Below are 25824 nucleotides of genomic sequence, written 5' to 3'. Positions count from 1 at the left end.
GGCTTGTGATGTGCCTGTGAGGTTTGCCCGCGAAAGGATCGATACAAGATAGGGATCAGGTGCGCTCCAAGGCGCTGACCAGGTCGTGGAAGGCCTCGCGGTTGGAGTCGTTCAGCCCCATGAGGATCTTGTGCGCCTCTAACACCTTGGAGCGCACGACATCTTCGTTCTGGTCCTGGGATGGCAGGTCGGTCAGGCACTCCGGGCAGGGCACCGGACGGTCGACGATATTGAACACCTGATCGAAGCCCATGGACTGCAGCAACCGGGAAATGTCCGGGTTGGTGGTGACTACGGTCGGCAGCAGGCCAACCTTCTGCCGGGACAGGATCGACAGCTTGGCCAGCAAACCAAGGGTGGTGCTGTCGATACTCTCGGTCTCGGTCAGATCGATGACGATGGCCGAGAAGTTCAGCGCGGTGAAGATCTTTTCGATCGTTGCATCCAGCGCCGAGCACAAGGTCAGGCGCACTTCACCGACGAACTTCAGAACAAAGGTCCCGCTCTGCTCGGCGAACTGGATTCTACCGGTACTCATTCAAGGTTCCTGCTCAACACCAATAGGGCGATATCATCCGGCATCTCCCCAAGCGTAGCCAATCCAAATCGTTGGCGCAGCCCATCCAGGCTGCCCCCCGCGTCCTTGACGATCTCCGGCAAGGTCGCTTCCTTATCTTTGAGTGTATCCCCTGGCAAAAGGTCCAGAATGCCATCGGACATGAGGGTCAGGCTGAAGCGCGAAGGCAGCTCCAGCACCTGATCCTGGTAGCTGGCCTCTTCGAACAACCCCACCGGCAGCCCGCGGCCTTCCAGGTAACGGGCCTGGCCCGGGGTATAGAGCACCGGCAGCGGCAAATGGCCGCCGACACTGTAGGTCATCAGGTCGGTTTCCTCGTCGATCACCCCACCCACCATGGTCACGTGCTTGCCCAGTTTGCAGTTGATCAGCCCACGGTTGATGTGGCTGAGCACCTCGGAGGGCTTGAACTCACGCATCTTGCCGCTGCGTTTGAATTCAAAGAGCAAGCGGGTGGTCATGAACTTCAACAATACGGTGACGAACGCCGACGATGCGCCATGGCCGGAGACATCCGCCAGGTAGAAGGCGATACGTCGCTCATCGACCCGGAAGTAGTCGGCAAAATCACCCGACAGGTACAACGACGGGATGATCTGATGCTCGAACGACAAATCGCCCGCTGTCCACGGGCTTTCCGGCAGCATGTTCATCTGCACCTGGCGACCGGCGTTCTGGTCCTCCTGGAGCAGGTGCAGGCTCGCTTCCAGCTCACGGTTGGCGGCTTCGAGCTTGTCGCGGTAGCGCTGGTTTTCCAGCACCAGACGCGAACGGTCGAGGGCGCGGCGCACCGAGTGTTCGAGCACGGCCAGGTCTTCCAGGGGCTTGATCAGGTAGTCGGCGGCGCCCAGGCGCAAAGCCTCGACCGCATCGTTCATGACACCGGCCCCGGATACGACGATCACCGGCAGTTGCGGCGCCCGCTCGCTGATCCGACGGATCAGTTCGAGGCCGCCCATCTGCGGCATGCGTAGATCGCAGATCACGAGGTCGGGCTGGTGTTCTTCGAAGACCTGAAGCCCCTGCTGGCCATTGCCGGCCTGGAGGACGCTGAAGCCACTGTCTTCCAGATAGGCGGCGAGGCTGGCACGGACCACGTCGTCGTCATCGATGATCAGCAGCGTTGCACTGGTTTTCTGCATGTGGGCGAACGGCGCCGGATTGGTTGGCGTAGCGACGTCAGCAAGGCGGACGGCGGCTACAGGGATATCTGTGACGACTCTACTTGAGTTGTAGGACAAGAAAACTGGCCCGGCAACTGGCAGAGGTGCCTTGTAAGGCGCAGACGGTACTCCCATCCGCCAGGCGTTTCAAGCCATGCGAGGGTCGACTTCCCCGCACTTTACAGGGCAAATCACCGGGAGTTATAAGAAAGCCGACCAGTGCAACCCAATGGGAAGGATGCAGCATGTCTCAGACCCCCACGAACCACAGCGAGAAACGCGACTTCATCCGCATGCGTATCGATGCCGACGTCACCCTGCTGCATGCGGGCCAGGTGATCTCGGCCGTCTGCCTCGACCTGTCCAGTGGCGGCATGCAGGTCCAGGCCGAGCAACATTTCAAGGTGGGTGACAAGGTGCAGACGCGTATCGAATCCGACCACCCTGCCCTCAAAGGCCTTGAAGCCAGCACCGAGGTGGTGTGGATCGCCGATCAACCCAGCGGCCAGCAGAAGTTCGGCTTGCGCATCCTGGCCCTGCACTGACACTGTCTAGTCCTGAAATAGGTTTACACCTGTTCAGGTAGGCCGACAGGCCTCAAAACGCCCGATGCACAGCATCGGGCGTTTTGTTTTTCAGGGCCATATGAGGCCGTTCTGTGTTGTAGATCTGCACTGCCTCGTCAACCATCTGTCTCGCTTGCTCCAAATCTGCAGGGCTACTCAACAGCAGCTCCATCTTGAGGATTCCGTTGATTCGCTCGGCCAGCGCGTTCTGGTAGCAGTCATACCCATCAGTCATGGAGCACTGAACGCCGTGCCGTTGATGCAGTGACTGGTATAGCGCCGAGCAATATTGGATGCCTCGATCCGAATGGTGGACTAATGGCTGGCGACGACGTCGCTTTCGTAGTGCCTGCTTGAAAGCTTGCGCCACTGACTCGGCATGCAGGCTTTCATGGACGTGGTGGCCAACGATTTTCCTGGAGTACGCATCCGTTATCAGGCTCAGGTATAGCGGGCCGTTACGTGCGGGCAGGTAAGTAATGTCGGCCACCCAGACATGTTCCGGCCTTGTCGGAACAATCTGGCTTGGCCCGGGCTTGAGTAAGTTGGGGTGGCGGTAGAAGCGATGAAAGCTTTGTGTTGTCTTGTGGTAGGCCCGCTTAGGCAGTACGAGCAAACGGCGCTCTCCCAAGACTTGGAACAGCCTATCTCGGCCGATCTGGAGTCGTCTGTCAGGCTGGCAATGCAGCAGATAGTGCAGCTTGCGTGTACCCAGACGAGGCTGGCGCATCCGGACTTGCTGAACAAACTTAACCACCCGGTCTGCCTGGCGCTCTTTGCCATCAGCGGCTCGGTTGCGTTTGTAGTAAGCCTGTCGACTGATGCCTAGAAACTGACAAGCCCTGGCAATGCTCAGTCCTGCGACTTGACCTTGCGAGAGGACTTGCCGGATCGCTTTTTTACGACCGAAACACCATAGTCATTTTTCAGAACATCGACGACCGTCTCGAAGAACTGGGCCTTCTGGCTCATCAGCTCAAGCTGCTGCTCAAGCTCTTTGATCCGCTGCTCTGGAGTGAGCGGTTTGGGGTCAGACATCGCGCAGCTCCTCTCGGCTCGGATCGATGCCCCTTGGCTCCAATCCTGCCGACCGTGCTTACGCAACCATACCAGAACCGTCGATCGACCCTGGATGCCATACCGTTCCTGGGCCTGGCCGTAGGTCATCTCGCCTTTTTCAATCTGATCAACCACCGCCAATTTAAAAGACAGTGAGTAATCTCGCTGTGTGCGCTTTACACCTTGCTCCATCTGACTCTCCGGAAATTCGGGATGGGAGGTGTAAACCTTATTCAGGACGGGACACACAAAACGAAAAAGGCGACCCAAAGGTCGCCTTTTTCATACCGCACAGATCAGAAGTCGTCTTCGACTTCCCCATCCTTGACCTTGAATTCGCGGTTCTGCAGGTAGGCGTTGCGGATGAACACGTACTTGTCGCCGGTGATCAGCTTTTCCGCCGACAGCAGGTTGGCCCGGGTGTCGATCACGTCCAGGGCGAAGGTCGAGTTGCGGGTCGGCACGTGGTCGATATAGCGGTAGGGCTCGGTGTAGGTGTCTGGGTACTTGGCCAGGCCATCGCGCACGGTGCTTGGACCCAGCAACGGAATGACCACGTAAGGGCCACTGCCGATGCCCCAGTAGCCCAGGGTCTGGCCGAAGTCTTCGTCGTTGCGTTGCAGGCCCATCTTGGTGCCGACATCGAAGAAGCCACCCAGGCCGAACGTGGTGTTGACGATCAAGCGCGCTGTGTCGACGCCCGCGGCATGGGGTTTGAGCTGTAGCACGTCGTTGACCAGGTTGGTGACATCGCCCAGGTTGCGGAAGACGTTGTGGATGCCATCTTCGAGGAACTGTGGGGTGACGGCCTGGTAACCCTTGGCCAATGGCTTGAGGGCATAGGTGTCGAGGGTATCGTTGAACTTGAAGATCGGTCGGTTGACCGCCTCCCAGGGATCCTCCTCGGTGGCCGCTTGGGTGGCTGCCACGGGCGCCAGCAACAGGCTGGCGCAGACACAGGCCTGGGTGACTCGCTCGATCACTCCGGCACCGATCCTACGCATAGATGTTTCTCCATCGGATTTGACGGCAACAGGCACGCTGGTGCACTGCAAAATTAAGACACCAGTATAAAGGCTCATCGGCTGATAAGCAGCTTTACACTTTTTTATTCAAATTTATGTGAACAACTGTTGCGCTGTCATCCAGCAGTAACGCGCGCTCGCTAGCCTACGGACTATTTGAGGGACGCTGCCATGGAAGATGCATCCGCCTTCACCGCCGTGCTCTTTGGCCTGCGTGGCTGCCTGGTCCAGGCGGTCAACGGCAGTCCCCTGCCCGCGCCTGGGGCGCTGGACACCCTCTCGGTTCTGCGCAAGCACCAAGTACCCTGCATATGGCTCGATGAGTTGAGCACCAGCCAGGGCAAGCGTCTGGCCAACGTGTTGCCAGACTGGCTGCCAGGGCACGCCGTCAATGATAGTCCTTGGCCCGCCCCCAATGCCTGCTGGCAGGCGCTGATGACCTTGCAGAGCGCTCGCCTGGACGGCTGCGTGCTGGTCAGCGGCGATCCGCGCCTGCTGCAATCAGGCCTCAACGCAGGGCTGTGGACCGTCGGCCTGGCCAACAGCAGCCCGTCGTGCGATGTCGGCTCCAGCCAATGGCAGGCGATGACCGAGCAAGCGCGCGAACTGGCCCGCGGCAAGGCGACACTGGAGTTGTTCGGCCTCGGCGCGCATTCGGTGATCGACCATCTGGAGGCGCTCGAAACATGCCTGGCGGACATCGCGCTACGTCGACGCAAGGGCGAAAAGCCCTGATACAGGGTCGTTGACGCCGATCATGCAAAGCGCCTGCAGGTGGATTACGCTTGGAGACAGGCCAGAACCTTTGCACCGTCGCGAAGGTCCATGCCTTGCCAAGCCATAGAGGGAGAACACCCAATGCCCGCCCGCGAACTGCAAGAGCGACTCAATAGCCTGCGCGAGCAACTGGATCGGAATGTACCGCTGTCGGACGAAGAACTCGCGAGCCTGCACGAAGAAGCGAGACAGATAGAGGCGCAACTCAAGCTTGAGGAAGCCACGCCCGACAACAACCTGGTTGACGGTGTGAACCTCGCCATCGAACGCTTCGAGGTCGACCACCCCGACCTGACCGCCACGCTGCGCAATATTGCCAACTACCTGCATAGCATGGGTATCTGACCCAAAAAGCCTGTCTCGGGGCTGCCCAGCAGCCCCGATTTTCCTTACTGCCGAACCAACCGCTGATTGTCTGGGCTGATCGCGCCGGTGCTGCGGTACGGGTTGATGTCCAGGCCGCCACGACGCACATAGCGCGCATACACGGTCAGGTGCTCTGGCTTGAGCAGGCGCAAGAGGTCCAGATAAATGCGCTCGACGCACTGCTCATGGAAGTCCGAGTGCTGGCGGAAACTCACCAGGTAGCTCAGCAGGCTCGCGTGATCCAGCGCCAGGCCTTTGTACTCCACCACGACGCTTCCCCAGTCCGGTTGCCCGGTGACCGGGCAGTTGGACTTGAGCAGATGGCTGTGCACCGCCTCCTCCACCACACGTTGCGAGTCGCATTGCAGCAGCTCCGGCTGGGGCTGCTCGTAGTTGCTGATGCTCACCTCGAGTTCATCGATGCATTGGCCTGGCAACGCCACCACACCCTGGGCCTCAAGGGCCGCCAAGGTGCGCACACGGACAGCGACAGCCTTGCCGGCAGCAGCGGAGAGGTCTTTTTCCAGGCAGGCCTGCAGTTCGCCGCTGGAAGCGAAGACGGTCTGGTTCAAGGAGTTCAAATACAGCTTGAACGACTTGGATTCGATGATGTTGGGCGAATCGGCCGGGATGGCGAACTCACCGATGGCCACCACGGGTTTGCCCGAAGGCAGCAACCAGGACAGCTCGAAACAGTTCCAGTAGTCCACACCCTGCCACGGCAGGGTCTGGGCGGTCACGCCCAACTCGGCCCACTTGGCCGCGCGCGGAATGGGGAACAGCAACGAAGGAGTGTACGTGGCGATGTACTCGCTGGCTTTACCCAGCGGGGAATGTTCGGCGGCGGGATGCATGGAGCTGACCTGAAAAATCGTGATGGGCCATTCTACCGGTTTTGCTTCCCGCCTTGGGATCGAAGTCACTCGATGGTCAGTTTCCCGACCATACCGGCCTGGTAATGACCAGGGACGTTGCAGGCGAACTCGATAGGCGCAGACTTGCGGAAGGTCCAGGTCAGTTCGGCTCGCTGACCAGGCTGCACCAGGACCGTGTTGCCGGCGTCATGGCCATGTTCGCCCATCATCTGGCCGTGATCCATGCCAGCCATGGCGCCGTGGTCCATGCCTTCGTGGTTCATGCCCTCGTGACTCATGCTCATGCCTGGCATGGCCAGCATCTGCTTCTGATGCTCGGCATGCATGGCCTTGTCGCCCAAGTTGAACTCATGAGGCAGTTTGCCCTGGTTGATCAGGACAAAGCGGACAGTCTCGCCAGCCTTGACCTCGAGACTCGTAGGCTCGAAAGCAATGTCCTTGAGTACGACCTCGACGGTCCGGGTGGCCTTGGACGCTGGGGCCGGCTCGCCAAAGGCGAAGGTTTTTGCCTCACTTGCCAGCGTGGGCAGGCTGACTAGAACCAGGGCGGCGGCGATGAACAGGTGTTTCATGAAGACTCCAACGGTTACAGCGGGATGAGTTCCACTCTATAAGGGTGCTGCTGGCGGTTAGCTGACAGAAACATTACAACGTTGTCAGCTTCGGTGATGATCGCCAGAGTCACGTATCATTTCAGCCATCACCTCGTCCCCAACAGGGAGTCTTTGACCACACCCTCAGGGATAGGCACGCCCTTTTCTGAACTATGGACAGGACATGAAACTGCTGATCGTCGAAGACCAGATCAAGACGGGCCAATACTTGCGCCAAGGGCTGAGCGAGGCCGGCTTTACCACCGAGCTCGCCTGCGATGGCGACATCGGCCAGCACCTGGCCCTGACCGGCGACCATGACCTGCTGATCCTCGATGTCATGCTCCCAGGGCGCGACGGCTGGCAGATCCTCCAGGCTGTTCGCCAGGCGGGCCTGGAAACTCCCGTGCTGTTCCTCACCGCCCGCGATGCCGTGGAGGACCGGGTCCACGGCCTGGAGCTGGGCGCGGACGACTATCTAGTCAAACCCTTCGCCTTCTCCGAGCTGCTGGCCAGGGTGCGCACGCTGCTGCGCCGCGGCGCCAATTCCAGCCAAGATACACAATTGGGCCTGGCTGACCTGCGCCTGGACCTGATCCGCCGACGCGCCGAGCGCGCCGGCCAGCGCATCGACCTGACCGCCAAGGAGTTCGCCCTGCTCGAACTGCTGTTGCGCCGCCAGGGCGAGGTACTCCCCAAATCACTGATCGCCTCGCAAGTCTGGGACATGAACTTCGACAGCGACACCAACGTCATCGAGGTAGCGATCCGACGCCTGCGCCTGAAGATCGACGATCACCACGACAACAAGCTGATCCACACCGTGCGCGGCATGGGCTATGTACTCGAGGAGCGCCAAGACTGATGCCACGCCTGTCGCTGGGCGGGCGCCTGGCCCTGCTGTTCGCCGCCTGCACCGCAGCCGTCTCGCTGACCGCTGGCCTGTTGTTCAGCCGCGCCAGCGAACGCCATTTCATCGAACTGGACCAGCAACTGCTCAATGGCCGGCTGTCCTTGATGCGCACCCTGCTCGACGGCGTCGCCCGTCCCGGCGACCTGGCGTCGCGCCTGCCGGCCCTGCGCAACGAACTGAGCCACCAGGCCGATCTGGCTTTGCGCATCCGCGGCGCCGATGGCGCGCTGTGGTTCGACAGCCGCAGCGGCCTGCCGGACACCCCCACACACGCAGGGCTCGCCACCCTGCATGCCGACGGCGTGGACTATCGCAGCCTGTGCATCCAGCTCGACGAAGGCAACCCTGGCTCGGCCCGGTTGACCTTGTTGCTAGACATCACCCACCACCAGCACTTTCTGCAAGGCATGCAGCGCCTGATCTGGCTGACCGTCGGCCTTTCGGCTTTGGCCACCGCGCTGCTCGGGGCCTGGGCTGCCCGTCGCGGGCTGCGCCCCTTGCGCCAGATGGGTGAAGTGGCTGCCAGCGTCAATGCCCGCTCCCTGACAACCCGCTTGCCTGTGACCCAGATGCCCGAGGAACTGGCCGAGTTGGCGAGTACCGTCAATGCCATGCTGCAACGCCTGGACGATGCCTTCCAGCGCCTTTCGGCGTTTTCCGCCGACATCGCCCATGAGCTGCGCACGCCACTGTCCAACCTGCTGACCCACACCCAGGTCACCCTCACCCGCCCGCGTAGTCTCGACGAGTATCGCGAGGCTCTGCACGGCAACCTGGAAGAGTTGCAATGGATGGCGCAGTTGGTCAACGACATGCTCTACCTGGCCAAGGCCGATCACGGCCTGCTGATGCCCAACCGCGAGGCACTGGACCTGGCTGCGGAAGTGGATGCCCTGCTGGAGTACTACGCGCCGCTGGCCGAAGACGCAGAGGTCCGCTTGATGCGCGAAGGTGAGGCACGGCTGGAGGGTGACCGACACATGCTGCGCCGAGCGCTGTCCAACCTGCTGGACAACGCCCTGCGTTTCACCCCGCAAGGTGGCGATATCCGTGTGTCGCTGAGCCCGGGGGCACACATCATCGTGGCCAACACCGGCCCCGCGATTGCGCCGGTCGTGCTGCCAAGGCTCTTCGACCGCTTCTATCGGGCAGACCCGGCACGGCGGGAAGGCAGCAGCGAACATGCGGGATTGGGGCTGGCGATCACCCGTTCGATCATCCAGGCCCATGGTGGGGACATCCGCGCCGAGTGCGCAGAGGGTTGGACGCGGTTCGTGATCGAGTTGCCTGAAGTGTGACGGGGCTGCCTCGCAGCCCAATCTGAGCGGCCTTGTGTGGCGAGAGGGGTGCAAAAGCGCCCCCACAGGCACTTATTCGTAACGCAGCGCCATCGCCGGTTCCACCTGGGAAGCCCGATATGCCGGGTAGATCGTGGCCAGGAAGCTCATGACCAGCCCAGCGGTACAGATGATCGCCACATCTTCCCATTGCAGGTCCGACGGCAGGCTGCTGATGAAGTACACATCGGAAGTGAAGATGTGCTGCCCACTGATCCGCTCCAGCCAGCCGACGATCTGGCTGACGTTGAAGGCCGCGATCACCCCGAGCACGCCACCGACCAAGGTACCGACGATACCGATCAGCGACCCCTGAACCATGAACGTCCCCATGATCTGCGCAGGCGTCGCACCGATGGTCCGCAAGATGGCGATATCCGAGCCCTTGTCGTTCACCACCATCACCAGGGTGGCGATGATGTTGAACGCCGCCACCGCGATGATCATCATCAGCAATAGGCCGATCATGGTCTTTTCCATCTTCATGGCACTGAACAGGCTGCCCTGGGTGTGCGACCAGTCATCGGCGCGGTAGTCATTGCCAAGGCCCGCAGCGATCACCTTGGACACTTCGGGCGCGGCATACAGGTCGTGCAGTTTCAGGCGCACGCCCTGCACGCTGCCCGGCGCCCAGCGCTGCATCTCGCCGGCATCGGCAACATGGATGTAGGCCTGGGAGCCGTCGAGCTCGGCGCCCACCTTGAAGATGCCGACCACAGTCAGGCGCTGCATACGCGGCGTGATGCCGCCGGGGGCCTTGCTGATTTCGGGAACGATCAGTGTCAGCTTGTCGCCGGTATTGAGGCGAAAACGCCGCGCGGTCAGCTCACCGATGACCACGCCATACTCGCCCGGGACCAGGTCCTGCAGGTGCCCCTGAACGATATGCTGACCGACGATGGAGACCTTACCCTCCTCGGCCGGGTCGATGCCGCTGACCTGGATCGGCTGCATCGCGCCTTTGTACGACAGCATACCCTCCATCTCCGTGATCGGCGCAGCCGCCACCACGGCCGGGTTCTTCAGCGCCGCATCGGCCACCTTGCGCCAGTCATCCAGCGGCTGCACCCCCAGGATGCTGGCGTGAGGCACAAGGCCCAGGATGCGCGAACTCATCTCCCGCTGGAAACCGTTCATCACCGACAGCACCACGATCATCGCCAGCACGCCCAGGGACAGGCCGATCATCGAGGTCATGGAGATGAACGAGATGAATTGGTTGCGGCGCTTGGCACGGGTGTAGCGAGCACCGATGAACAAGGGCAAGGGTCTGAACATGTACGAGAACACCCAATGAAAAAAGGTTACGGCGCAGCCCGTGCCGCGCCGTGCAATCGACTCAGATCGGCACCAGGCGACCGTCTTCCAGGTGCAGCACACGGTCCATCTGGCGCGCCAGGTTCAGGTCGTGCGTCACTACCAGGAACGCTGTCTGCGAAGCACTGGAAAGCTCTTGCATCAATTCCTGGATGCCCAGGGCCGTGTGGTGGTCCAGGTTGCCGGTGGGCTCGTCGAGCATCACCAGGCCAGGGCGGTTAACCAGCGCGCGAGCAATCGCCACGCGCTGACGCTCGCCACCTGAGAGCTCGGCCGGCTTGTGATTGAGGCGATGCCCCAGACCCACCCGCTTGAGCAGTGCCTCGGCACGCTCGCGCGCTTCGGGGATCGGCGTGCGACCGATCAGCAGCGGCATGCAGGCGTTCTCCAGGGCAGTGAATTCTGGCAGCAAGTGGTGGAACTGATAGACGAAGCCCAGCGCACGGTTGCGCAGCAGGCCCCGGGCACGCTCGCCGAGGGCCGACAGCTCTTCGCCTGCCAGCCAGACGCTGCCTTGGGTTGGGGTGTCGAGGCCACCGAGCAGGTTGAGCAAGGTGCTTTTGCCAGAGCCGGAACTGCCGACGATGGCCACCCGCTCACCTGCGTGCAACTCCAGGTTCAACCCGGACAGCACCTTCACCGACTCTGGCCCTTCCTCGTAGGACTTGCCCAGGTTGCGGCAGCTCAGTACGGCTTTATTCATGCGCGACTCACTCATAACGTAGCGCCTCTGCAGGCTGGGTGCGGGCCGCACGCCAGGCCGGATACAGGGTGGCGAAGAAACTCAGGACCAGTGCCGCACCGCAGACCATCCACACGTCCTCGGCCATGATCTGCGACGGCAGGTAATCGATGAAGTACACATCCGCGTTCAGGAACTTGTGCCCGATCAGCTTCTCGATGCCGGCGATCACTGCACTGACATTGAGTGCGGCGACGATGCCGACGACCGCGCCGATCAAGGTGCCGACCACGCCGATCACCGTGCCCTGCACCATGAAGATGGCCATGATCTGCCCCGGCGTGGCGCCAAGGGTACGCAGAATGGCGATGTCGCCACGCTTGTCGTTGACCACCATCACCAGGGTGGAAATGATGTTGAACGCTGCCACCGCCACGATCAGCAACAGCAACAGGCCGATCATGGCCTTCTCCATGCGGATGGCCTGGTACAGGTTGCCGTGGCTGCGGGTCCAGTCGCGGGTGTAGAACTCCTGCTCGCCCAGGCGTTGGGCGATGTCCCATGCCACGCGCGGGGCCTGGAACAGGTCGTCGAACTTCAAGCGCAGGCCCTGGACCTGATCGGCCTTCCACCGGTGCAGGCGCGAGAGGTCACTGATGTTGGTCAGGCCCAGGTAGCCGTCGATTTCGCCGGCCCCCACGTGGAAAGTGCCGACCACGGTGAAGCGCTTCATGCGCGGGAACATGCCCGCCGGGGTCACGCTGACCTCCGGGGCGACGAAGGTCAGCTTGTCGCCAACGCCAACGCCCAGCTTGGCCGCGGCCTTGTCGCCGATCATGATGCCCCACTCGCCCGGCGCCAACTTGTCGAGGCTGCCCTGCAGGAGGAAGTTGTCGATGATCGACACCTGCCGCTCCTGGACGGGGTCGATGCCATTGAGCAGCACCTTCTGCACCCTGCCGTCGTGGGTCAGCAACCCCTGCATCTGGGTGAAGGGCGCGACCGCCAGCACCTGTGGATTCTGCTTTACTTGTTGAGCAAGGCCCGACCAGTTGTCCAGCGGCTGGCCCGTTTCGAGCGTGGCATGGGGAATCATGCCCAGCACGCGGGTACGCATCTCGTGGTCGAAGCCGTTCATGACCGACAGCACCACGATCATCACCACCACGCCCAGGGCGAGGCCGATCATCGAAGTCAGCGAAATGAACGAGACGAAGTGGTTGCGACGCTTGGCACGGGTGTAACGCGTGCCGATGAATACGAAAAGAGGTCTGAACATGTCGGGGCTTGTTCGGATGAAAGGGAACGTCCTTGTGGCAGGGCGCCTGCAGCGGCTTTACACTCGGACCACCGCCGTAACCATGGGTTCGCCATGACGACACTAGACGAAGAAGATCGCCGCGAATACTACCGCATCGAAGACAGTATCGCACTTGAAATCAGTGCCTTGGACACGGCCCAAGCCCAGGAGACAGACCTGTTGCAGGATGCTTCACCGCTGTTCAACCTGCTCAGCGAACTGCACCTGGCCGACTTCGAGTCCCAGCACCTGATGCGCCAGTTGAGCGAGAAGGACCGCACGCTCGCCGCCTTCCTGCGGGTGCAGAACAAACGCATCGACCTGCTCAGCGCGGTGCTCGCCCAGACCCTGCTGGGCGAAATCGGAAAGCCCCAGCGGGTGATCCTCTCCGAAGGCGGCATCGAGTTCGCCCAAACCACACCGATCGCCCCCGGCACCCGACTGGCGGTGAAGATGATCCTCATGCCCCGCGCCCTTGGTCTGCTGCTGCGCGCACGGGTCACCCACTGCGCCCCTCGCCCGGATGGCGGTCACGAGATCGGCACCGAATTCATCGACATGACCGACGCGCAGCGCCAACTGTTGGCGCGGTACATCCTGCAGCGCCAGCAACAGCAACGACGCCAGGCGCTGGAACAGAACGACCCCGCCTCTTGAGCCTTTTCTATTTTGACCTGAAGGAACGAACGTGACCCTGATCTATGGCCATCGCGGCGCCAAGGGCGAAGCGCCCGAGAACACCCTGAACAGCTTCCGCCAGTGCTTGTCTCATGGCGTCGATCGGTGCGAGCTGGACCTGCACCTGTCGGCCGACAATGAGCTGATGGTGATCCACGATCCGACACTCAAACGCACCACTGGCCGACGCGGCAAGGTGGTCGAGCACCCCGCCGCCGAGCTGGTCACCTATGACGCACGCAAGGGCGGCCCGGGCTGGGTGCAACCCTGCCCCATTCCACGCCTGGAAGAACTGTTCGAGAAGTGCGCCTTCGCGCATTGGCAACTGGAGGTCAAAAGCGCCTCGCGCACCCGTGCCGCCAGCACCGTACTGGCGATTCGCGAGCTGGCGCAACAGTACGGCCTGCTGGACAAGATCACCATCACTTCCAGCTCCCGCGAGGTGCTGGGCGCCGCGCTGGAACTGGTTCCGGACGTGTCTCGCGGGCTGGTCGCCGAGTATGCCTGGCTAGACCCGCTGAAGGTGGCCCAGAACTATGGCTGCCAGATGCTGGCGTTGAACTGGACACTCTGCACGCCCGAGCGCCTGCTCAAGGCCCAGCGTCAGGGGTTGCATGTGTCGGTGTGGACGGTCAACGAACCGGCACTGATGCGCCGGCTCGCCGACTTTGGCGTAGACAGCCTGATTACAGACTTTCCCGGTTTGGCCATGACCACCCTTGGGAAGGGCTGAATCCGGACTCCCCGACCGGCTCAGGCCACCGGCCGGAGCCGCTCAAAAAAGCCGGTTCAGGCCGTCGTAGGCCGCTACCCGATAGGCTTCGGCCATGGTCGGGTAGTTGAAGGTGGTGTTGACGAAGTACTTCAGATTGTTCTGCTCACCGGGCTGGTTCATGATCGCCTGGCCGATATGGACGATCTCCGAGGCCTGGTAGCCGAAGCAATGCACACCCAGGATCTCCAGGGTCTCGCGGTGGAACAGGATCTTCAGCATGCCTTGCGGCTCACCGGCGATCTGGGCACGGGCCATGCTCTTGAAGAAGGCCTTGCCCACCTCATAAGGCACCTTGGCCTGGGTCAGTTCCTGCTCGTTCTTGCCGATCGAGCTGATCTCCGGAATGGTGTAGATGCCGGTCGGCACGTCATCGACGAAACGCCAGCTGCCATTGTCGACGATGCTACCAGCGGCGGAGCGGCCCTGGTCATGGGCGGCACTGGCCAGGCTCGGCCAGCCGATCACATCACCGGCGCCATAGATGTTCGGCACGGTGGTGCGGTAGGCCTCGTCGACTTCGATCTGGCCGCGGCTGTTGACCTTGATACCGATGTTCTCCAGGCCTAGCTTGTCGGTGTTGCCGGTACGGCCGTTGCACCACAGCAATGCGTCGGCCTTGATCTTCTTGCCCGACTTCAAGTGCAGGATCACACCGTTGTCCAGCCCCTCGACCCGCTCGTACTCCTCGTTGTGGCGTACGGTGATGTTGTTGTTGCTGAAGTGGTAGCTCAGCGCCTGGGAGATTTCCGAATCCAGGAAGCTCAGCAGTTGGCCGCGGTTGTCCACCAGCTCGACCAGCACGCCCAGACCACTGAAGATCGAGGCGTATTCGCAGCCGATCACGCCAGCGCCATAGACGATCAGCTTGCGTGGGGTATGGCTCAGGCTGAGGATGGTGTCGCTGTCGTAGACGCGCGGGTGGTGGAAGTCGATGTCGGCCGGACGGTACGGACGCGAGCCGGTGGCGATGATGATGTGCTTGGCGACCAGCTTCTCGACCACGCCATTGGAGCACACCACTTCCACGGTCTGCTCGTCGGCGAAGCTGCCGGTGCCGACGAAGACGTCGACGCGGTTGCGCGCGTAGTAGCCGGTGCGCGAGGCCACTTGCTTGGAGATCACCTTCTCGGCGCTCTTGAGCACATCGGGGAAGGAGAACCAGCGCGGCTCACCGATGGCGCGGAACATCGGGTTGGTGTTGAACTGCATGATCTGGCGCACCGAGTGACGCAGGGCCTTGGACGGGATGGTGCCCAAGTGGGTGCAGTTGCCGCCGACCTGGCGACGGCTGTCGACCATGGCCACCTTGCGTCCTGCTTTGGCGGCATTCATTGCCGCACCTTCTCCGGCCGGGCCGGAACCCAGCACCACTACGTCGTAGTTGTAGACAGCCATGCGTACTCCTTCAGAACTGGCCCGCCGACCGGATGGCCGCGGGGCGCGATCATGTCGCCGGGGCGCCATGAGAAAATTCGGGTGCAGTCTAATCAAGCGTGAACGCCGCGCACATTAACCCTTGGTCGCGTCGTAGGCCAATTTTGCCTGCACTACATGTCATTCACCGGTTCCCTGGCGACGATCATCCGTGTTTACGCTTTCACTCGCCTTTCAGTGCCTGCTCGAAGGCAGACGTAGCACGGGAGACGAAGCCACCCTCGGCCCGGGTCACCAGCATCGCGGCAATGCCATGGTCCACGGCGAAGTCCCAGCCTTGTTCCGGCCCCAGGATCAACAACAGCGTCGAGTAACCATCGGCTTGAAGCGCCGAGGCATCGAGCACGGTGACAGCAGCCAGGTCATGTTCGACCGGACGCCCCAGGCGGGCATCGAAGGTGTGCGAATAGCGTCGGCCATTGTCCTTGAAATAATGCCGATAGTCACCCGAGGTCGATACGGCCAGGCCATCCACGGCGATGACCTGGCGGGTGATCTGGCGGTCTTCGCGCGGCAGTTCCAGCGCCACTCGCCACGGGCTACCATCGGGCTTGTGGCCCAACGCCTTGAGTTCTCCCGTGGCTTCGGCGAGAAAGTTTACGACCCCCATTGCCTCCAGGCGTTCGGCAATCAGGTCCACGGCGTGCCCTGCGGCGATACTGTTGAAGTCCAGCTCTACCGCAGCGTCTTTGCACAGGGCGTCGCCTTCGATCCGTAGGTGGTGGTAGCCGACGCGCTGGCGGACCTGGGCCAACTGCAATGGGTCGGGAACGTGTTCCTGACGCGCCTGAGGACCAAAGCCCCAGAGGTCGAGCAATGGTTCGACGGTCAGGTCGAAAGCGCCCTGGCTTTGTTCGGCCAACTGCTGACCAAACCCGACCAGGGTCAGCATGTCCTTTCCCAGCGCTTGGCATTGGCCTGCCTGCAACTGATTGAAGCGGCTGACCGCAGAATCGCCACGGTAGGTTGAATACTGCTCGTCGATATCACGCAGGATTGCCTCCACCGCCTCCTGCACCTCGAGGCGCGACGGCCCGCCCGGCTCGCGGACATACTGGATGCTGTAGCTGCTGCCCATGGAGGGGCCGCCAAAGCGCTCCAGGCTCGGAGCCTGGTCGCAGCCAGCCAGGAACATCAGGGTGAGCAGAAGACCTGTACGCAATTTCAAGTTTCTCGACTGGCCGCCCTGACCTCTTCGCAGGTCAACCCGCGAAGAGGCCCGCAAACGGCATATAGAAGCCCAAAAAAAACGGGAACCCGAAGGTTCCCGTTTCTTCAACGCATTACAAGCGGATCAGCGTGGAAACGCTGGCGGGTTCACACCAGCCATCTCTTCCATCACACGCACCACCTGGCAGCTGTAACCGAACTCGTTGTCGTACCAGACGTACAGGACAACGCGGTTGTCGTTGCAGATGGTCGCTTCGGCGTCGACCACACCGGCGTGGCGAGAGCCCACGAAGTCGGTGGAGACCACTTCCTGGGAGCTGACGTAGTCGATCTGCTTGTGCAGTTCCGAGTGCATGGCGGTCTGGCGCAGGTACTCGTTGATCTCGTCGCGGTTGGTGGCCTTTTCCAGGTTCAGGTTCAGGATGGCCATCGAGACGTTCGGCGTCGGCACGCGAATGGCGTTGCCGGTCAGCTTGCCCTTGAGCACGGGCAGTGCCTTGGCGGCAGCAGTGGCGGCACCGGTCTCGGTGATGACCATGTTCAGCGGCGCGGCGCGGCCACGACGGCTGCCCTTGTGGAAGTTGTCGATCAGGTTCTGGTCGTTGGTGAACGAGTGAACGGTTTCGACGTGGCCGTTGATGATGCCGTACTGATCGTTGACGGCCTTGAGCACCGGCACGATGGCGTTGGTGGTGCAGGAAGCAGCGGAGATGATCTTGTCATCGGCGCTGATTTCGCCATGGTTGATGCCGTGAACGATGTTTTTCAGCGCGCCTTTGCCAGGAGCGGTGAGGATCACACGGTTGATGCCAGGGCACTTGAGGTGCTGACCCAGGCCTTCGGCGTCGCGCCATTTACCGGTGTTGTCCACCAGCAGGGCGTTGTCGATGCCGTATTGGGTGTAGTCGATCGAGGCCGGATCGTTGGAGTAGATCACCTGGATCAGGTTGCCGTTGGCAGTGATGGTGTTGTGCTCTTCGTCGATGACGATGGTGCCGTCGAACGGACCATGCACCGAGTCACGGCGCAGCAGGCTGGCGCGCTTGGTCAGGTCGTTCTCGGCGCCCTTGCGCACGACGATGGCACGCAGGCGCAAGCCGTCGCCACCACCGGTCTTCTCGATCAGGATACGCGCCAGCAGGCGGCCGATACGACCGAAGCCGTACAGGACGACGTCGGTACCCTTGCGAGCGGACAGGTTCTGCTGGCCAACGACATCGGCCAGCTCTTCACGCACGAACTGCTCGACGCTGCGGCCGTTGCCTTCCTGCTTGAACTTGTTGGCCAGCTTGCCCAGGTCGACCGAAGCGGCGCCCAGTTTCAGCTCGCTCATGGCCTTGAGCAGGGGGAATGTCTCGTGGACGGACAGCTCGGTTTCGTCGGTTTGACGGTGACGGGCAAAGCGGTGGGCTTTGAGGATCGAGATAACCGAACGATTGATCAGGCTGCGGCCATAGATCGAGCTCACCACGTTGTTGTTGCGGTAGAGCTGACCGATAAGCGGGATCATCGCTTCAGCCAGGGCTTCACGATCGATCCACTCACCAAGACACTGGTCGGGCTTCTGAGTCACGGGAACCTTCCACATGTAGGGGGAGAAAAAAGGGGCTACATTATGACGCCCCTCGGCGTATCGGGCAATGAGCGCCTGTCGCCGCCGCCCGAGCCCGTCGCCAGGCCCTTCCGAGCCTGACAGCGCGCACCGGCACCGGTACAATTGTCCTCTTTGCCGCAACGCTTGGAGTCCGATCTCCCGTGTCAGTTCTGCGCCTACCGCAATTATCGGCCACGGCCGGCAAACAAACCTGGGGAAACCTGCCCGGGGCCGCCCTGAGCCTGGCCATCGCCGAAGCCGCCAGCAGCGCTGGTCGCTTCACCTTGCTGTTGACCGCCGACAGCCAGGCTGCCGACCGCCTGGAACAGGAGCTGCGCTTCTTCGCCCCCGACCTGCCGGTGCTGCCGTTCCCCGATTGGGAAACCCTGCCCTACGACCTGTTCTCGCCTCACCAGGACATCATTTCCCAGCGCATCGCCAGCCTCTATCGATTGCCGGAGCTCGATCACGGCATCCTCGTGGTGCCGATCACCACCGCCCTGCATCGCCTGGCCCCGACCCGCTTCCTGCTAGGTAGCGGCCTGGTACTGGACGTCGGTCAGACGATCGATGTGGAACAGATGCGCACGCGGCTGGAAGCCAGCGGTTACCGCTGCGTCGACACGGTCTACGAGCATGGCGAGTTCGCCGTGCGTGGCGCCCTGATCGACCTGTTCCCCATGGGCAGCAAGCTGCCCTATCGGATCGACCTGTTCGACGATGAGATCGAGACGCTGCGCACCTTCGACCCCGAGACCCAGCGCTCGATCGACAAGGTCGACTCGGTCCGCCTGCTGCCGGCACGCGAGTTCCCGATGCAGAAGGACGAAGTCACCCGGTTCAAGGCGCGCTTTCGCGAGCGCTTCGACGTGGACTTCCGGCGCAGCGCGATCTTCCAGGACCTCACCAGCGGCATCATTCCTGCGGGCATCGAGTACTACCTGCCGCTGTTCTTCGAAGAGACCTCGACCCTCTTCGACTACCTGCCGACCGACACCCAGGTGTTCTCCCTGCCCGGCGTAGAGCAAGCTGCCGAGCATTTCTGGAACGACGTCCGCGGACGCTACGAAGAACGACGCGGCGACCTGAGCCGCCCCCTGCTGCCACCGGCCGAGCTGTTCCTGCCGGTCGAGGACTGCTTCGCCCAACTCAAGCAGTGGCCCCGGGTCGTGGTCAGCAGCGATGAAATCGAAGCCGGTGCGGGGCGCCTGCGATTCCCGGCGCGCGCCCTGCCGAATCTTGCGATCGAAGCCAAGGCCAACCAGCCACTGGCGGAGCTGTCGAACTTCCTCGAACAGTTCCCTGGTCGCGTGCTGTTCACAGCCGAGTCGGCGGGCCGCCGAGAAGTGCTGCTGGAGCTGCTCGAGCGCCTGAAGCTACGCCCACAGACCGTCGAAGGCTGGGACGATTTCGTCACTGGCAAGGATCGCCTGGCGATCACCATTGCCCCGCTAGACGATGGCCTGCTGCTGGATGACCCAGGCCTGGCCCTGATCGCCGAAAGCCCGCTGTTCGGCCAGCGCGTGATGCAGCGCCGGCGCCGTGAAAAACGCGGCGACGCGGCCAACGATGCCGTCATCAAGAACCTCACCGAACTGCGCGAAGGCGCGCCAGTGGTACACATCGACCATGGCGTGGGGCGCTACCTGGGCCTGGCCACCCTGGAAATCGAAGGCCAGGCCGCCGAATTCCTCACCTTGGAATACGCCGAGGGCGCCAAGCTCTACGTGCCGGTGGCCAACCTGCACCTGATCGCCCGCTACACCGGCAGCGACGATGCCCTGGCCCCGCTGCACCGCCTTGGCTCCGAAACCTGGCAAAAGGCCAAGCGCAAGGCCGCCGAGCAGGTCCGTGACGTGGCGGCCGAGCTGCTCGACATCTATGCCCGACGCGCCGCGCGCAAGGGCCATGCCTTCGCCGACCCGGCCGCCGACTACGCCACCTTCAGCGCCGGCTTCCCATTCGAAGAAACCCCGGACCAGCAATCGGCCATCGAGGCCGTGCGCACCGACATGCTCGCCGGCAAGCCGATGGACCGCCTGGTCTGTGGCGACGTTGGCTTCGGCAAGACCGAAGTGGCCATGCGCGCGGCCTTCATTGCCGTGCACAGTGGCCGCCAGGTGGCGGTACTGGTGCCCACCACCCTGCTCGCCCAGCAGCACTACAACAGTTTCCGCGACCGTTTCGCCGACTGGCCGGTGACCGTCGAGGTGATGAGCCGCTTCAAGTCGGCCAAGGAAGTCAGCGCAGCCGCCGCAGACCTGGCCGAAGGCAAGATCGACATCCTCATCGGCACCCACAAGCTGCTGCAGGACGACGTACGTTTCAAGGACCTGGGGCTGGTCATCATCGACGAAGAGCATCGTTTCGGTGTGCGCCAAAAAGAACAGCTCAAGGCCCTGCGTAGCGAGGTGGACATCCTCACCCTGACCGCCACGCCCATTCCGCGCACTCTCAACATGGCCGTGGCGGGCATGCGTGATCTGTCGATCATCGCCACCCCGCCAGCGCGACGCCTGTCGGTGCGCACCTTCGTCATGGAGCAGAACAAGAGCACGGTCAAAGAGGCCCTGCTGCGTGAGCTACTGCGTGGCGGGCAGGTTTACTACCTGCACAACGACGTCAAGAGCATCGAGAAATGCGCCGCGGAGCTGGCCGAACTGGTACCCGAGGCACGCATCGGCATAGGCCACGGACAAATGCGCGAGCGCGAACTCGAACAGGTGATGAGCGACTTCTACCACAAGCGCTTCAACGTGCTGGTGGCCTCGACCATCATCGAGACCGGCATCGACGTGCCCAGCGCCAACACCATCGTGATCGAGCGCGCCGACAAGTTCGGCCTGGCCCAACTGCACCAATTGCGCGGTCGGGTCGGGCGCAGTCACCACCAGGCCTACGCCTACCTGCTGACGCCGCCGCGCCAGCAGATCAGCGCCGATGCCGAGAAACGCCTGGAAGCCATCGCCAACACCCAGGACCTGGGCGCAGGTTTCGTGCTGGCCACCAACGATTTGGAGATTCGCGGCGCCGGCGAGCTGCTCGGTGAAGGCCAGAGCGGACAGATCCAGGCCGTGGGCTTCACCCTGTACATGGAAATGCTCGAGCGCGCCGTCAAGGCCATCCGCAAGGGCACCCAGCCGAACCTCGAGCAACCGCTTGGCGGCGGCCCGGAGATCAACCTGCGCCTGCCAGCACTGATTCCCGAGGACTACCTGCCGGACGTGCATGCCCGTCTGATCCTCTACAAACGCATCGCCTCGGCCGCCGACGAAGACGGCCTCAAGGACCTGCAAGTGGAGATGATCGACCGCTTCGGCCTACTGCCTGAACCGACCAAGAACCTGATGCGCCTGACCCTGCTCAAGCTGCAAGCGGAAAAACTCGGCATCAAGAAAGTCGACGCCGGCCCCAATGGCGGCAAGCTCGAGTTCGAGGCCGAAACCCCGGTCGACCCACTGACCCTGATCAAGCTGATCCAGGGCCAGCCCAAGCGCTACAAGTTCGAGGGTGCCACGCAGTTCCGTTTCCTCGTGCCGATGGAGCGCCCCGATGAACGTTTCAACACCCTGGAGGCGCTGTTCGAGCGCCTGACCCCACAGCCTGCCTAAGGAAGATCCATGCGTGCCATTCGTTGCCTGACCTTGATGCTGACGCTGTTCGCGCCGGCCGCCTTCGCCGAAGGCCTTTATCAGGTGGAAATGATCCTGGTACGGCAGAACGCCGTGCCTGCGGTAACCAGCCCGTTCGCCCCCGAAGACTGGAGCGCCGGCGCCCCACGCCTGGACAAGGGTGCCGAGCGCCCCCTGGCGCTGGAAGACGAAGTCACTCGGCTGCAAGCGACCGCCGACTACACCGTACTGATGCACAAGGCCTGGCAACAGGAAGTGGGCAGTGAACCGAGCCGGATCGCCCTGGACGTGGGCCAGGAGCAGTTCGGTCATTTCCCCATCGAGGGCAACCTGAGCATCGCCGATGGCCGCTTCATCGCTGTACAGGCCAACTTCTGGGTGAACCAACTCGACGGCAACGGTGCCGTGGTGCGCAGCGAGCAGTTCAAGCAGAGCAACAGCAACATGAAGGGCAACCAGCTGACCTTCCTCGACGGCGGGCATCTGGCCCTGCTGCTGAAGGTGACACCTGCGGGCATGCGCAAGATGCCGGTGATGGATCCGGAGATGATGGAGCAGTGAGGTGAGCGAGAGCGATGTGCGGCACCTGCTTCAGTGCGATGAAAGCTGGACGTCGGATTTCGACGCCGGAACGCTCGCCCGTGGACAGACCTACGCCACACAGGGCCGGACAAAAACGCTTTCGATCCATGACAGAACGATAGAGGCCGCCTGCCTGGGCTCGGCAGGCCAGCGCTACACCCAGAAGATCCACCTCCAGCCGAACGCTGGCGGGCTGCGGGTGCTGGGGCGCTGCACCTGCCCTGTGGGCATCAACTGCAAGCATTGCGCAGCGACGCTTTTCCATTTGCAGGCATCCATCGATGATCCCGATGCCAGCAGTGATGGGCTGTCCCTCCCGCCAGAGCTGAGCCAATGGGTCAAGACGCTGGAGAAACCGGAGTCTGCGCCACCCGATCAAAGCCCCTCGCGCAAAGGGCCGGCCATCTACTACCAGATCAGCCTGAACCAGGCCCAATGGCGCCTGGAGGCCATAAAAGGCACTCGCCAGGGCGACGGCACACTGAAGGTGGGGCGGATCACCTCGCTGCAGGAAATGATCTACTACACCCCCCGCTATGTGACCGAAGCCGATGCAAGACTGCTGCGCCTGATCAGCGCCCAGAACAGCAGCGTCGCCTCACCGGTGACCCGCCTGGAAGGCAAGAAAGGCGCCGAGCTGCTCGAATACGCCCTGGCCAGCGGTCGCCTGCTGTTCGACGAACAGCAGGAACCGCTGGCTCCCGGCCCGGATCAGGCCGCCGAATTTCGCTGGGTCCGACTAGAGGATGGTGCCTACCGGGGGGATTGGCATCATGACAGCGACGCGCCGCTTCAGGTCCTACCACTGGACCCGCTGTACTACGTCAATCCACAGACCCACCAAACCGGCAGGTTGCGACACAATCTGGATCCGTTCATCGCCAGTCAGCTGGCACGTGCACCCATCGTACCCGAACACCTGGTAGTCCCTTTGAGTCACCGCCTGAACGCCTTGAACCGCCAGGTCCCCACCCCCACCACCGTGCGCAGCGAAGAGCATGACGACATCCAGCCACGCCCGCACCTGACCCTGGGCAGCCTTGAGTTCAGCGCCTACATGCCCAAGACCGGTCGCATGCAGCGTCAAATGCAGCACCGCGCCGCGCTGGCGTTCAACTACGACGGCCTGATGGCCAGCGGCAACGACGAAAAACCCTTGAGCCGCCTGGTAGGAGAAACCATCCAGCGCATCCGTCGCGAGCCCAAGGCCGAGCAAGCCATCCGAAAAACCCTGCGTGAACTGGGCTTCAAGCCCGCCACCCGACAGAGCAAAGCCCTGCCAGACAGTGCAGGCGAGATGCTCCAGCTACCCGACGATGAAGCCTGGCTGCGCTTTGCCCGCGAAGGACTGCCGCACTTGCGTCAGGCTGGCTGGGAGATCGACATTCCCCGGGATTTCGCCTTCGATCTGCAGGAAGTGGACGACTGGTACGCCACCGTCGAAGAAGCACCAGGCCATGAATGGTTCGACCTGGAGCTGGGTATCGTGGTCGACGGGCAACGCCACAGTTTGCTGCCGATCGTGCTGCAGCTGCTGCGTAGCAGTCCTGAACTGCTGCGAACCAGCGAGTTGGCACGACGCAGCGAAGATGAACACCTGCTGATCGACCTGAACCGTGGGCGCCAGGACAGCCCTGCCCTGCGTGTCGCCCTGCCCTATGGCCGCATCAAGGCGGTGATGGGCACCCTCGGCGAGCTCTACCTGCACGAGGATGCTGTCGGCCCATCCCTACGACTGGAGCGTGCCGATGCGGCGCGCCTGAACGACATCGAGCACCTGCCCCTGCACTGGGAAGGCGGCGAGCATGTGCGTGATCTGGGCCGACGGCTGCGCGATGCGCGTGATTTGCAGATCGAGCCGCCCAAGGGGCTCAAGGCCAACCTGCGCCCCTACCAACAGCAGGGCCTGAACTGGCTACAGGCCCTGCGCGAAATGGGCACCGGCGGCATCCTGGGCGACGACATGGGCCTGGGCAAGACCCTGCAGACCCTCGCCCACCTGCTGCTTGAAAAACAAAGCGCGCGCCTGGAGCAACCGGCCCTGGTGGTGATGCCCACGAGCCTTGTGCCCAACTGGCTCGATGAAGCCCAACGCTTCGCTCCCGCACTTCGCGTCCTGGCACTGCATGGCCCGGGCCGCAGCAAGCACTTCACCGCGCTGCACGACTACGATGTGATCCTGACCACCTACGCCCTGCTCCCGCGGGACCTGGAGCACCTGCGTGCCGTTCACTGGAGCCTCCTGATTCTCGACGAGGCGCAGAACATCAAGAGCAGCACCAGCAAGGCAGCCCAAGCGGTCTGCGATCTGAAGGCCGGCCAGCGCCTGTGCCTGACCGGCACCCCGATGGAGAACAACCTGGGCGAGTTGTGGTCGCTGTTCCATTTCCTCATGCCCGGCTGGCTGGGTGATCTCAAGCGCTTCAATCAGGATTACCGCACGCCGATCGAGCGCCACGGCGACGCCGAACGCATGGCGCATCTGGCCAGTCGCATCCGCCCATTCCTGCTGCGCCGCACCAAGGAGCAGGTGGCTACCGAGTTGCCGGCCAAGACCGAGATGATCCATTGGGTCGACCTCAGCGACGCCCAACGCGACACCTATGAAGCCGTGCGCGTGGCGATGGACAAGAAAGTCCGCGACGAGATTGCCCGCAATGGGGCCGCGCGCAGCCAGATCGTCATTCTCGATGCGTTGCTCAAACTGCGCCAAGTGTGCTGTGACCTGCGTCTGGTCAAGGGCGTGGAGACCAAGGGCAACCAGGCTGACAAAGGCAAGCTCGGCAGCCTGATGGAAATGCTCGAAGAGCTGCTCAGCGAGGGGCGTCGGGTGCTGCTGTTCTCCCAGTTCACCTCGATGCTGGCCCTGATCGAGGCCGAGCTTGGCAAGCGCAACATCCGTTACAGCTTGCTGACCGGCGACACCCGCGATCGGCGCACGCCAGTGCAGCAATTTCAGAATGGCGAAAGCGAGGTGTTCCTGATCAGCCTCAAAGCCGGCGGCACGGGCCTGAACCTGACGGCTGCCGACACGGTGATCCACTATGATCCGTGGTGGAATCCGGCCAGCGAAAGCCAGGCCACCGACCGCGCCTATCGCATTGGCCAGGACAAACCGGTGTTCGTGTTCAAACTGATCACCCGAGGAACGGTGGAAGAAAAGATCCAGCAATTGCAGCAGGAGAAAGCAGCCCTGGCGGCCGGCCTGCTTGATGGCGGATCGGCCGGCCAGTGGCGCCTGGGCGATGAGGAGATCGACGCCCTGTTCGCGCCACTGCCGGGTAAGCGCGGCCGCTGATCCTGGCGAGGCCTGCCCGCGAAGGGGTTGGCGGTGGTGGCCTCTGTGGGAGCGGGTTTACCCGCGAATGGCCAATGTATCACCGCCACCTTCGCGAAAGCGCCCCGCCCT

At 62.5% G+C, this 25824-nt stretch carries 22 protein-coding genes; 10 read left to right on the top strand and 12 right to left on the bottom strand.

Annotated features, from left to right (window positions below; genetic code table 11):
• Positions 1-55: 55 nt before the first annotated feature.
• Both rssC and rssB read right to left on the bottom strand, forming a co-directional pair.
• Positions 56-538 (bottom strand): anti-sigma factor antagonist RssC, encoded by a 483-nt coding sequence (gene rssC / locus IEC33019_RS03945; RefSeq protein ID WP_008099230.1) that lies wholly within the window; start codon positions 536-538, stop codon positions 56-58.
• Positions 535-1719: a two-component system response regulator RssB gene (gene rssB, locus IEC33019_RS03940; RefSeq protein ID WP_070094528.1), complete on the bottom strand. Its 1185-nt coding sequence runs from the start codon at positions 1717-1719 to the stop codon at positions 535-537. The genes rssC and rssB overlap by 4 nt, the downstream gene beginning before the upstream one ends.
• Before the next feature lie 266 nt (positions 1720-1985).
• On the opposite strand from rssB, the gene IEC33019_RS03935 reads away from it, so the two are divergent.
• Positions 1986-2285 (top strand): PilZ domain-containing protein, encoded by a 300-nt coding sequence (locus tag IEC33019_RS03935; protein WP_099593085.1) that lies wholly within the window; start codon positions 1986-1988, stop codon positions 2283-2285.
• Between the two features lie 52 nt (positions 2286-2337).
• Here the strand turns inward: IEC33019_RS03935 and IEC33019_RS03930 are convergent.
• Positions 2338-3557, bottom strand: a protein-coding gene (locus tag IEC33019_RS03930) for an IS3 family transposase (RefSeq protein ID WP_099593083.1) whose coding sequence is annotated in 2 segments (ribosomal slippage) — positions 2338-3209 and positions 3209-3557 — 1221 coding nt in all. Because the reading frame shifts where the segments join, the coding sequence is not laid out codon by codon here.
• 104 nt (positions 3558-3661) lie between these two features.
• On the bottom strand, positions 3662-4369 hold the full coding sequence (locus IEC33019_RS03925; protein ID WP_070093448.1) for an MlaA family lipoprotein: 708 nt from the start codon (positions 4367-4369) through the stop codon (positions 3662-3664).
• Between the two features lie 192 nt (positions 4370-4561).
• Between IEC33019_RS03925 and IEC33019_RS03920 the strand changes: the two genes are divergently transcribed.
• On the top strand, positions 4562-5125 hold the full coding sequence (locus tag IEC33019_RS03920; RefSeq protein ID WP_070093449.1) for a phosphonoacetaldehyde phosphonohydrolase-related protein: 564 nt from the start codon (positions 4562-4564) through the stop codon (positions 5123-5125).
• A gap of 123 nt (positions 5126-5248) precedes the next feature.
• Positions 5249-5512 (top strand): DUF4404 family protein, encoded by a 264-nt coding sequence (locus tag IEC33019_RS03915; RefSeq protein ID WP_043212894.1) that lies wholly within the window; start codon positions 5249-5251, stop codon positions 5510-5512.
• A 44-nt stretch (positions 5513-5556) separates the two neighbouring features.
• On the opposite strand, the gene queF is transcribed toward IEC33019_RS03915, so the two are convergent.
• Both queF and IEC33019_RS03905 read right to left on the bottom strand, forming a co-directional pair.
• Positions 5557-6387, bottom strand: a complete 831-nt coding sequence (queF, locus tag IEC33019_RS03910) for an NADPH-dependent 7-cyano-7-deazaguanine reductase QueF (protein WP_070093450.1) — start codon at positions 6385-6387, stop codon at positions 5557-5559.
• A gap of 65 nt (positions 6388-6452) precedes the next feature.
• On the bottom strand, positions 6453-6980 hold the full coding sequence (locus tag IEC33019_RS03905; protein ID WP_070093451.1) for a cupredoxin domain-containing protein: 528 nt from the start codon (positions 6978-6980) through the stop codon (positions 6453-6455).
• 205 nt (positions 6981-7185) lie between these two features.
• On the opposite strand from IEC33019_RS03905, the gene IEC33019_RS03900 reads away from it, so the two are divergent.
• Positions 7186-7866, top strand: a complete 681-nt coding sequence (locus tag IEC33019_RS03900; RefSeq protein ID WP_070093452.1) for a heavy metal response regulator transcription factor — start codon at positions 7186-7188, stop codon at positions 7864-7866.
• Positions 7863-9212: a heavy metal sensor histidine kinase gene (locus IEC33019_RS03895; RefSeq protein ID WP_070093453.1), complete on the top strand. Its 1350-nt coding sequence runs from the start codon at positions 7863-7865 to the stop codon at positions 9210-9212. Before IEC33019_RS03900 ends, IEC33019_RS03895 begins: the two co-directional genes overlap by 4 nt.
• Positions 9213-9284: 72 nt before the next feature.
• On the opposite strand, the gene IEC33019_RS03890 is transcribed toward IEC33019_RS03895, so the two are convergent.
• The 3 genes from IEC33019_RS03890 to IEC33019_RS03880 all read right to left on the bottom strand — a co-directional run bounded on the left by IEC33019_RS03890 (position 9285) and on the right by IEC33019_RS03880 (position 12529).
• Positions 9285-10529 (bottom strand): lipoprotein-releasing ABC transporter permease subunit, encoded by a 1245-nt coding sequence (locus tag IEC33019_RS03890; protein WP_070093454.1) that lies wholly within the window; start codon positions 10527-10529, stop codon positions 9285-9287.
• Positions 10530-10590: 61 nt separating this feature from the next.
• Positions 10591-11286 carry a lipoprotein-releasing ABC transporter ATP-binding protein LolD gene (gene lolD, locus IEC33019_RS03885; protein ID WP_043212877.1) on the bottom strand — a complete coding sequence of 232 codons (696 nt, stop codon included), beginning with the start codon at positions 11284-11286 and terminating at the stop codon, positions 10591-10593.
• Entirely contained in the window at positions 11279-12529 is a 1251-nt protein-coding gene (locus IEC33019_RS03880) for a lipoprotein-releasing ABC transporter permease subunit (protein ID WP_070093455.1), read from the bottom strand. Before IEC33019_RS03880 ends, lolD begins: the two co-directional genes overlap by 8 nt.
• Positions 12530-12622: 93 nt before the next feature.
• Here IEC33019_RS03880 and IEC33019_RS03875 point away from each other — a divergent pair, with 93 nt between their 5' ends.
• Entirely contained in the window at positions 12623-13207 is a 585-nt protein-coding gene (locus tag IEC33019_RS03875; protein ID WP_070093456.1) for a PilZ domain-containing protein, read from the top strand.
• A 31-nt stretch (positions 13208-13238) separates the two neighbouring features.
• The gene (locus tag IEC33019_RS03870; RefSeq protein WP_099593081.1) at positions 13239-13961 is read left to right on the top strand and encodes a glycerophosphodiester phosphodiesterase; all 723 of its coding nucleotides are present in this window, start codon (positions 13239-13241) and stop codon (positions 13959-13961) included.
• 42 nt (positions 13962-14003) lie between these two features.
• Here IEC33019_RS03870 and sthA read toward each other — a convergent pair whose 3' ends face one another.
• The 3 genes from sthA to IEC33019_RS03855 all read right to left on the bottom strand — a co-directional run bounded on the left by sthA (position 14004) and on the right by IEC33019_RS03855 (position 18195).
• Complete coding sequence (gene sthA / locus IEC33019_RS03865; RefSeq protein ID WP_070093458.1) at positions 14004-15398, bottom strand: Si-specific NAD(P)(+) transhydrogenase; 1395 nt, start codon at positions 15396-15398, stop codon at positions 14004-14006.
• Positions 15399-15600: 202 nt separating this feature from the next.
• Positions 15601-16599: an FAD:protein FMN transferase gene (locus tag IEC33019_RS03860; protein ID WP_070093505.1), complete on the bottom strand. Its 999-nt coding sequence runs from the start codon at positions 16597-16599 to the stop codon at positions 15601-15603.
• A gap of 132 nt (positions 16600-16731) precedes the next feature.
• Positions 16732-18195, bottom strand: a complete 1464-nt coding sequence (locus tag IEC33019_RS03855) for a glyceraldehyde-3-phosphate dehydrogenase (protein ID WP_070093459.1) — start codon at positions 18193-18195, stop codon at positions 16732-16734.
• A 167-nt stretch (positions 18196-18362) separates the two neighbouring features.
• Here IEC33019_RS03855 and mfd point away from each other — a divergent pair, with 167 nt between their 5' ends.
• From mfd to IEC33019_RS03840, 3 genes are read left to right on the top strand one after another with little or no spacing between them, the layout of a single operon-like run.
• The gene (mfd, locus tag IEC33019_RS03850; protein ID WP_070093460.1) at positions 18363-21812 is read left to right on the top strand and encodes a transcription-repair coupling factor; all 3450 of its coding nucleotides are present in this window, start codon (positions 18363-18365) and stop codon (positions 21810-21812) included.
• Between the two features lie 9 nt (positions 21813-21821).
• A complete protein-coding gene (locus tag IEC33019_RS03845; RefSeq protein ID WP_099593079.1) occupies positions 21822-22394 on the top strand; it encodes a CsiV family protein in 573 nt (190 codons plus the stop codon).
• Position 22395: 1 nt separating this feature from the next.
• The gene (locus IEC33019_RS03840; protein WP_081337487.1) at positions 22396-25713 is read left to right on the top strand and encodes a DEAD/DEAH box helicase; all 3318 of its coding nucleotides are present in this window, start codon (positions 22396-22398) and stop codon (positions 25711-25713) included.
• Positions 25714-25824 lie beyond the last annotated feature (111 nt).

It is taken from the genome of Pseudomonas putida, from assembly GCF_002741075.1.
In the GTDB taxonomy this organism is placed as follows: Bacteria; Pseudomonadota; Gammaproteobacteria; order Pseudomonadales; family Pseudomonadaceae; genus Aquipseudomonas; species Aquipseudomonas putida_T.
This window is presented reverse-complemented; position numbering and strand designations above follow the sequence as displayed.

Coding starts and splice junctions, on each gene's coding strand:
- rssC (WP_008099230.1), bottom strand. CDS start 538: ATGAGTACCGGTAGAATCCAGTTCGCCGAGCAGAGCGGGACCTTTGTT.
- rssB (WP_070094528.1), bottom strand. CDS start 1,719: ATGCAGAAAACCAGTGCAACGCTGCTGATCATCGATGACGACGACGTG.
- IEC33019_RS03935 (WP_099593085.1), top strand. CDS start 1,986: ATGTCTCAGACCCCCACGAACCACAGCGAGAAACGCGACTTCATCCGC.
- IEC33019_RS03925 (WP_070093448.1), bottom strand. CDS start 4,369: ATGCGTAGGATCGGTGCCGGAGTGATCGAGCGAGTCACCCAGGCCTGT.
- IEC33019_RS03920 (WP_070093449.1), top strand. CDS start 4,562: ATGGAAGATGCATCCGCCTTCACCGCCGTGCTCTTTGGCCTGCGTGGC.
- IEC33019_RS03915 (WP_043212894.1), top strand. CDS start 5,249: ATGCCCGCCCGCGAACTGCAAGAGCGACTCAATAGCCTGCGCGAGCAA.
- queF (WP_070093450.1), bottom strand. CDS start 6,387: ATGCATCCCGCCGCCGAACATTCCCCGCTGGGTAAAGCCAGCGAGTAC.
- IEC33019_RS03905 (WP_070093451.1), bottom strand. CDS start 6,980: ATGAAACACCTGTTCATCGCCGCCGCCCTGGTTCTAGTCAGCCTGCCC.
- IEC33019_RS03900 (WP_070093452.1), top strand. CDS start 7,186: ATGAAACTGCTGATCGTCGAAGACCAGATCAAGACGGGCCAATACTTG.
- IEC33019_RS03890 (WP_070093454.1), bottom strand. CDS start 10,529: ATGTTCAGACCCTTGCCCTTGTTCATCGGTGCTCGCTACACCCGTGCC.
- lolD (WP_043212877.1), bottom strand. CDS start 11,286: ATGAGTGAGTCGCGCATGAATAAAGCCGTACTGAGCTGCCGCAACCTG.
- IEC33019_RS03880 (WP_070093455.1), bottom strand. CDS start 12,529: ATGTTCAGACCTCTTTTCGTATTCATCGGCACGCGTTACACCCGTGCC.
- IEC33019_RS03875 (WP_070093456.1), top strand. CDS start 12,623: ATGACGACACTAGACGAAGAAGATCGCCGCGAATACTACCGCATCGAA.
- sthA (WP_070093458.1), bottom strand. CDS start 15,398: ATGGCTGTCTACAACTACGACGTAGTGGTGCTGGGTTCCGGCCCGGCC.
- IEC33019_RS03855 (WP_070093459.1), bottom strand. CDS start 18,195: ATGTGGAAGGTTCCCGTGACTCAGAAGCCCGACCAGTGTCTTGGTGAG.
- IEC33019_RS03845 (WP_099593079.1), top strand. CDS start 21,822: ATGCGTGCCATTCGTTGCCTGACCTTGATGCTGACGCTGTTCGCGCCG.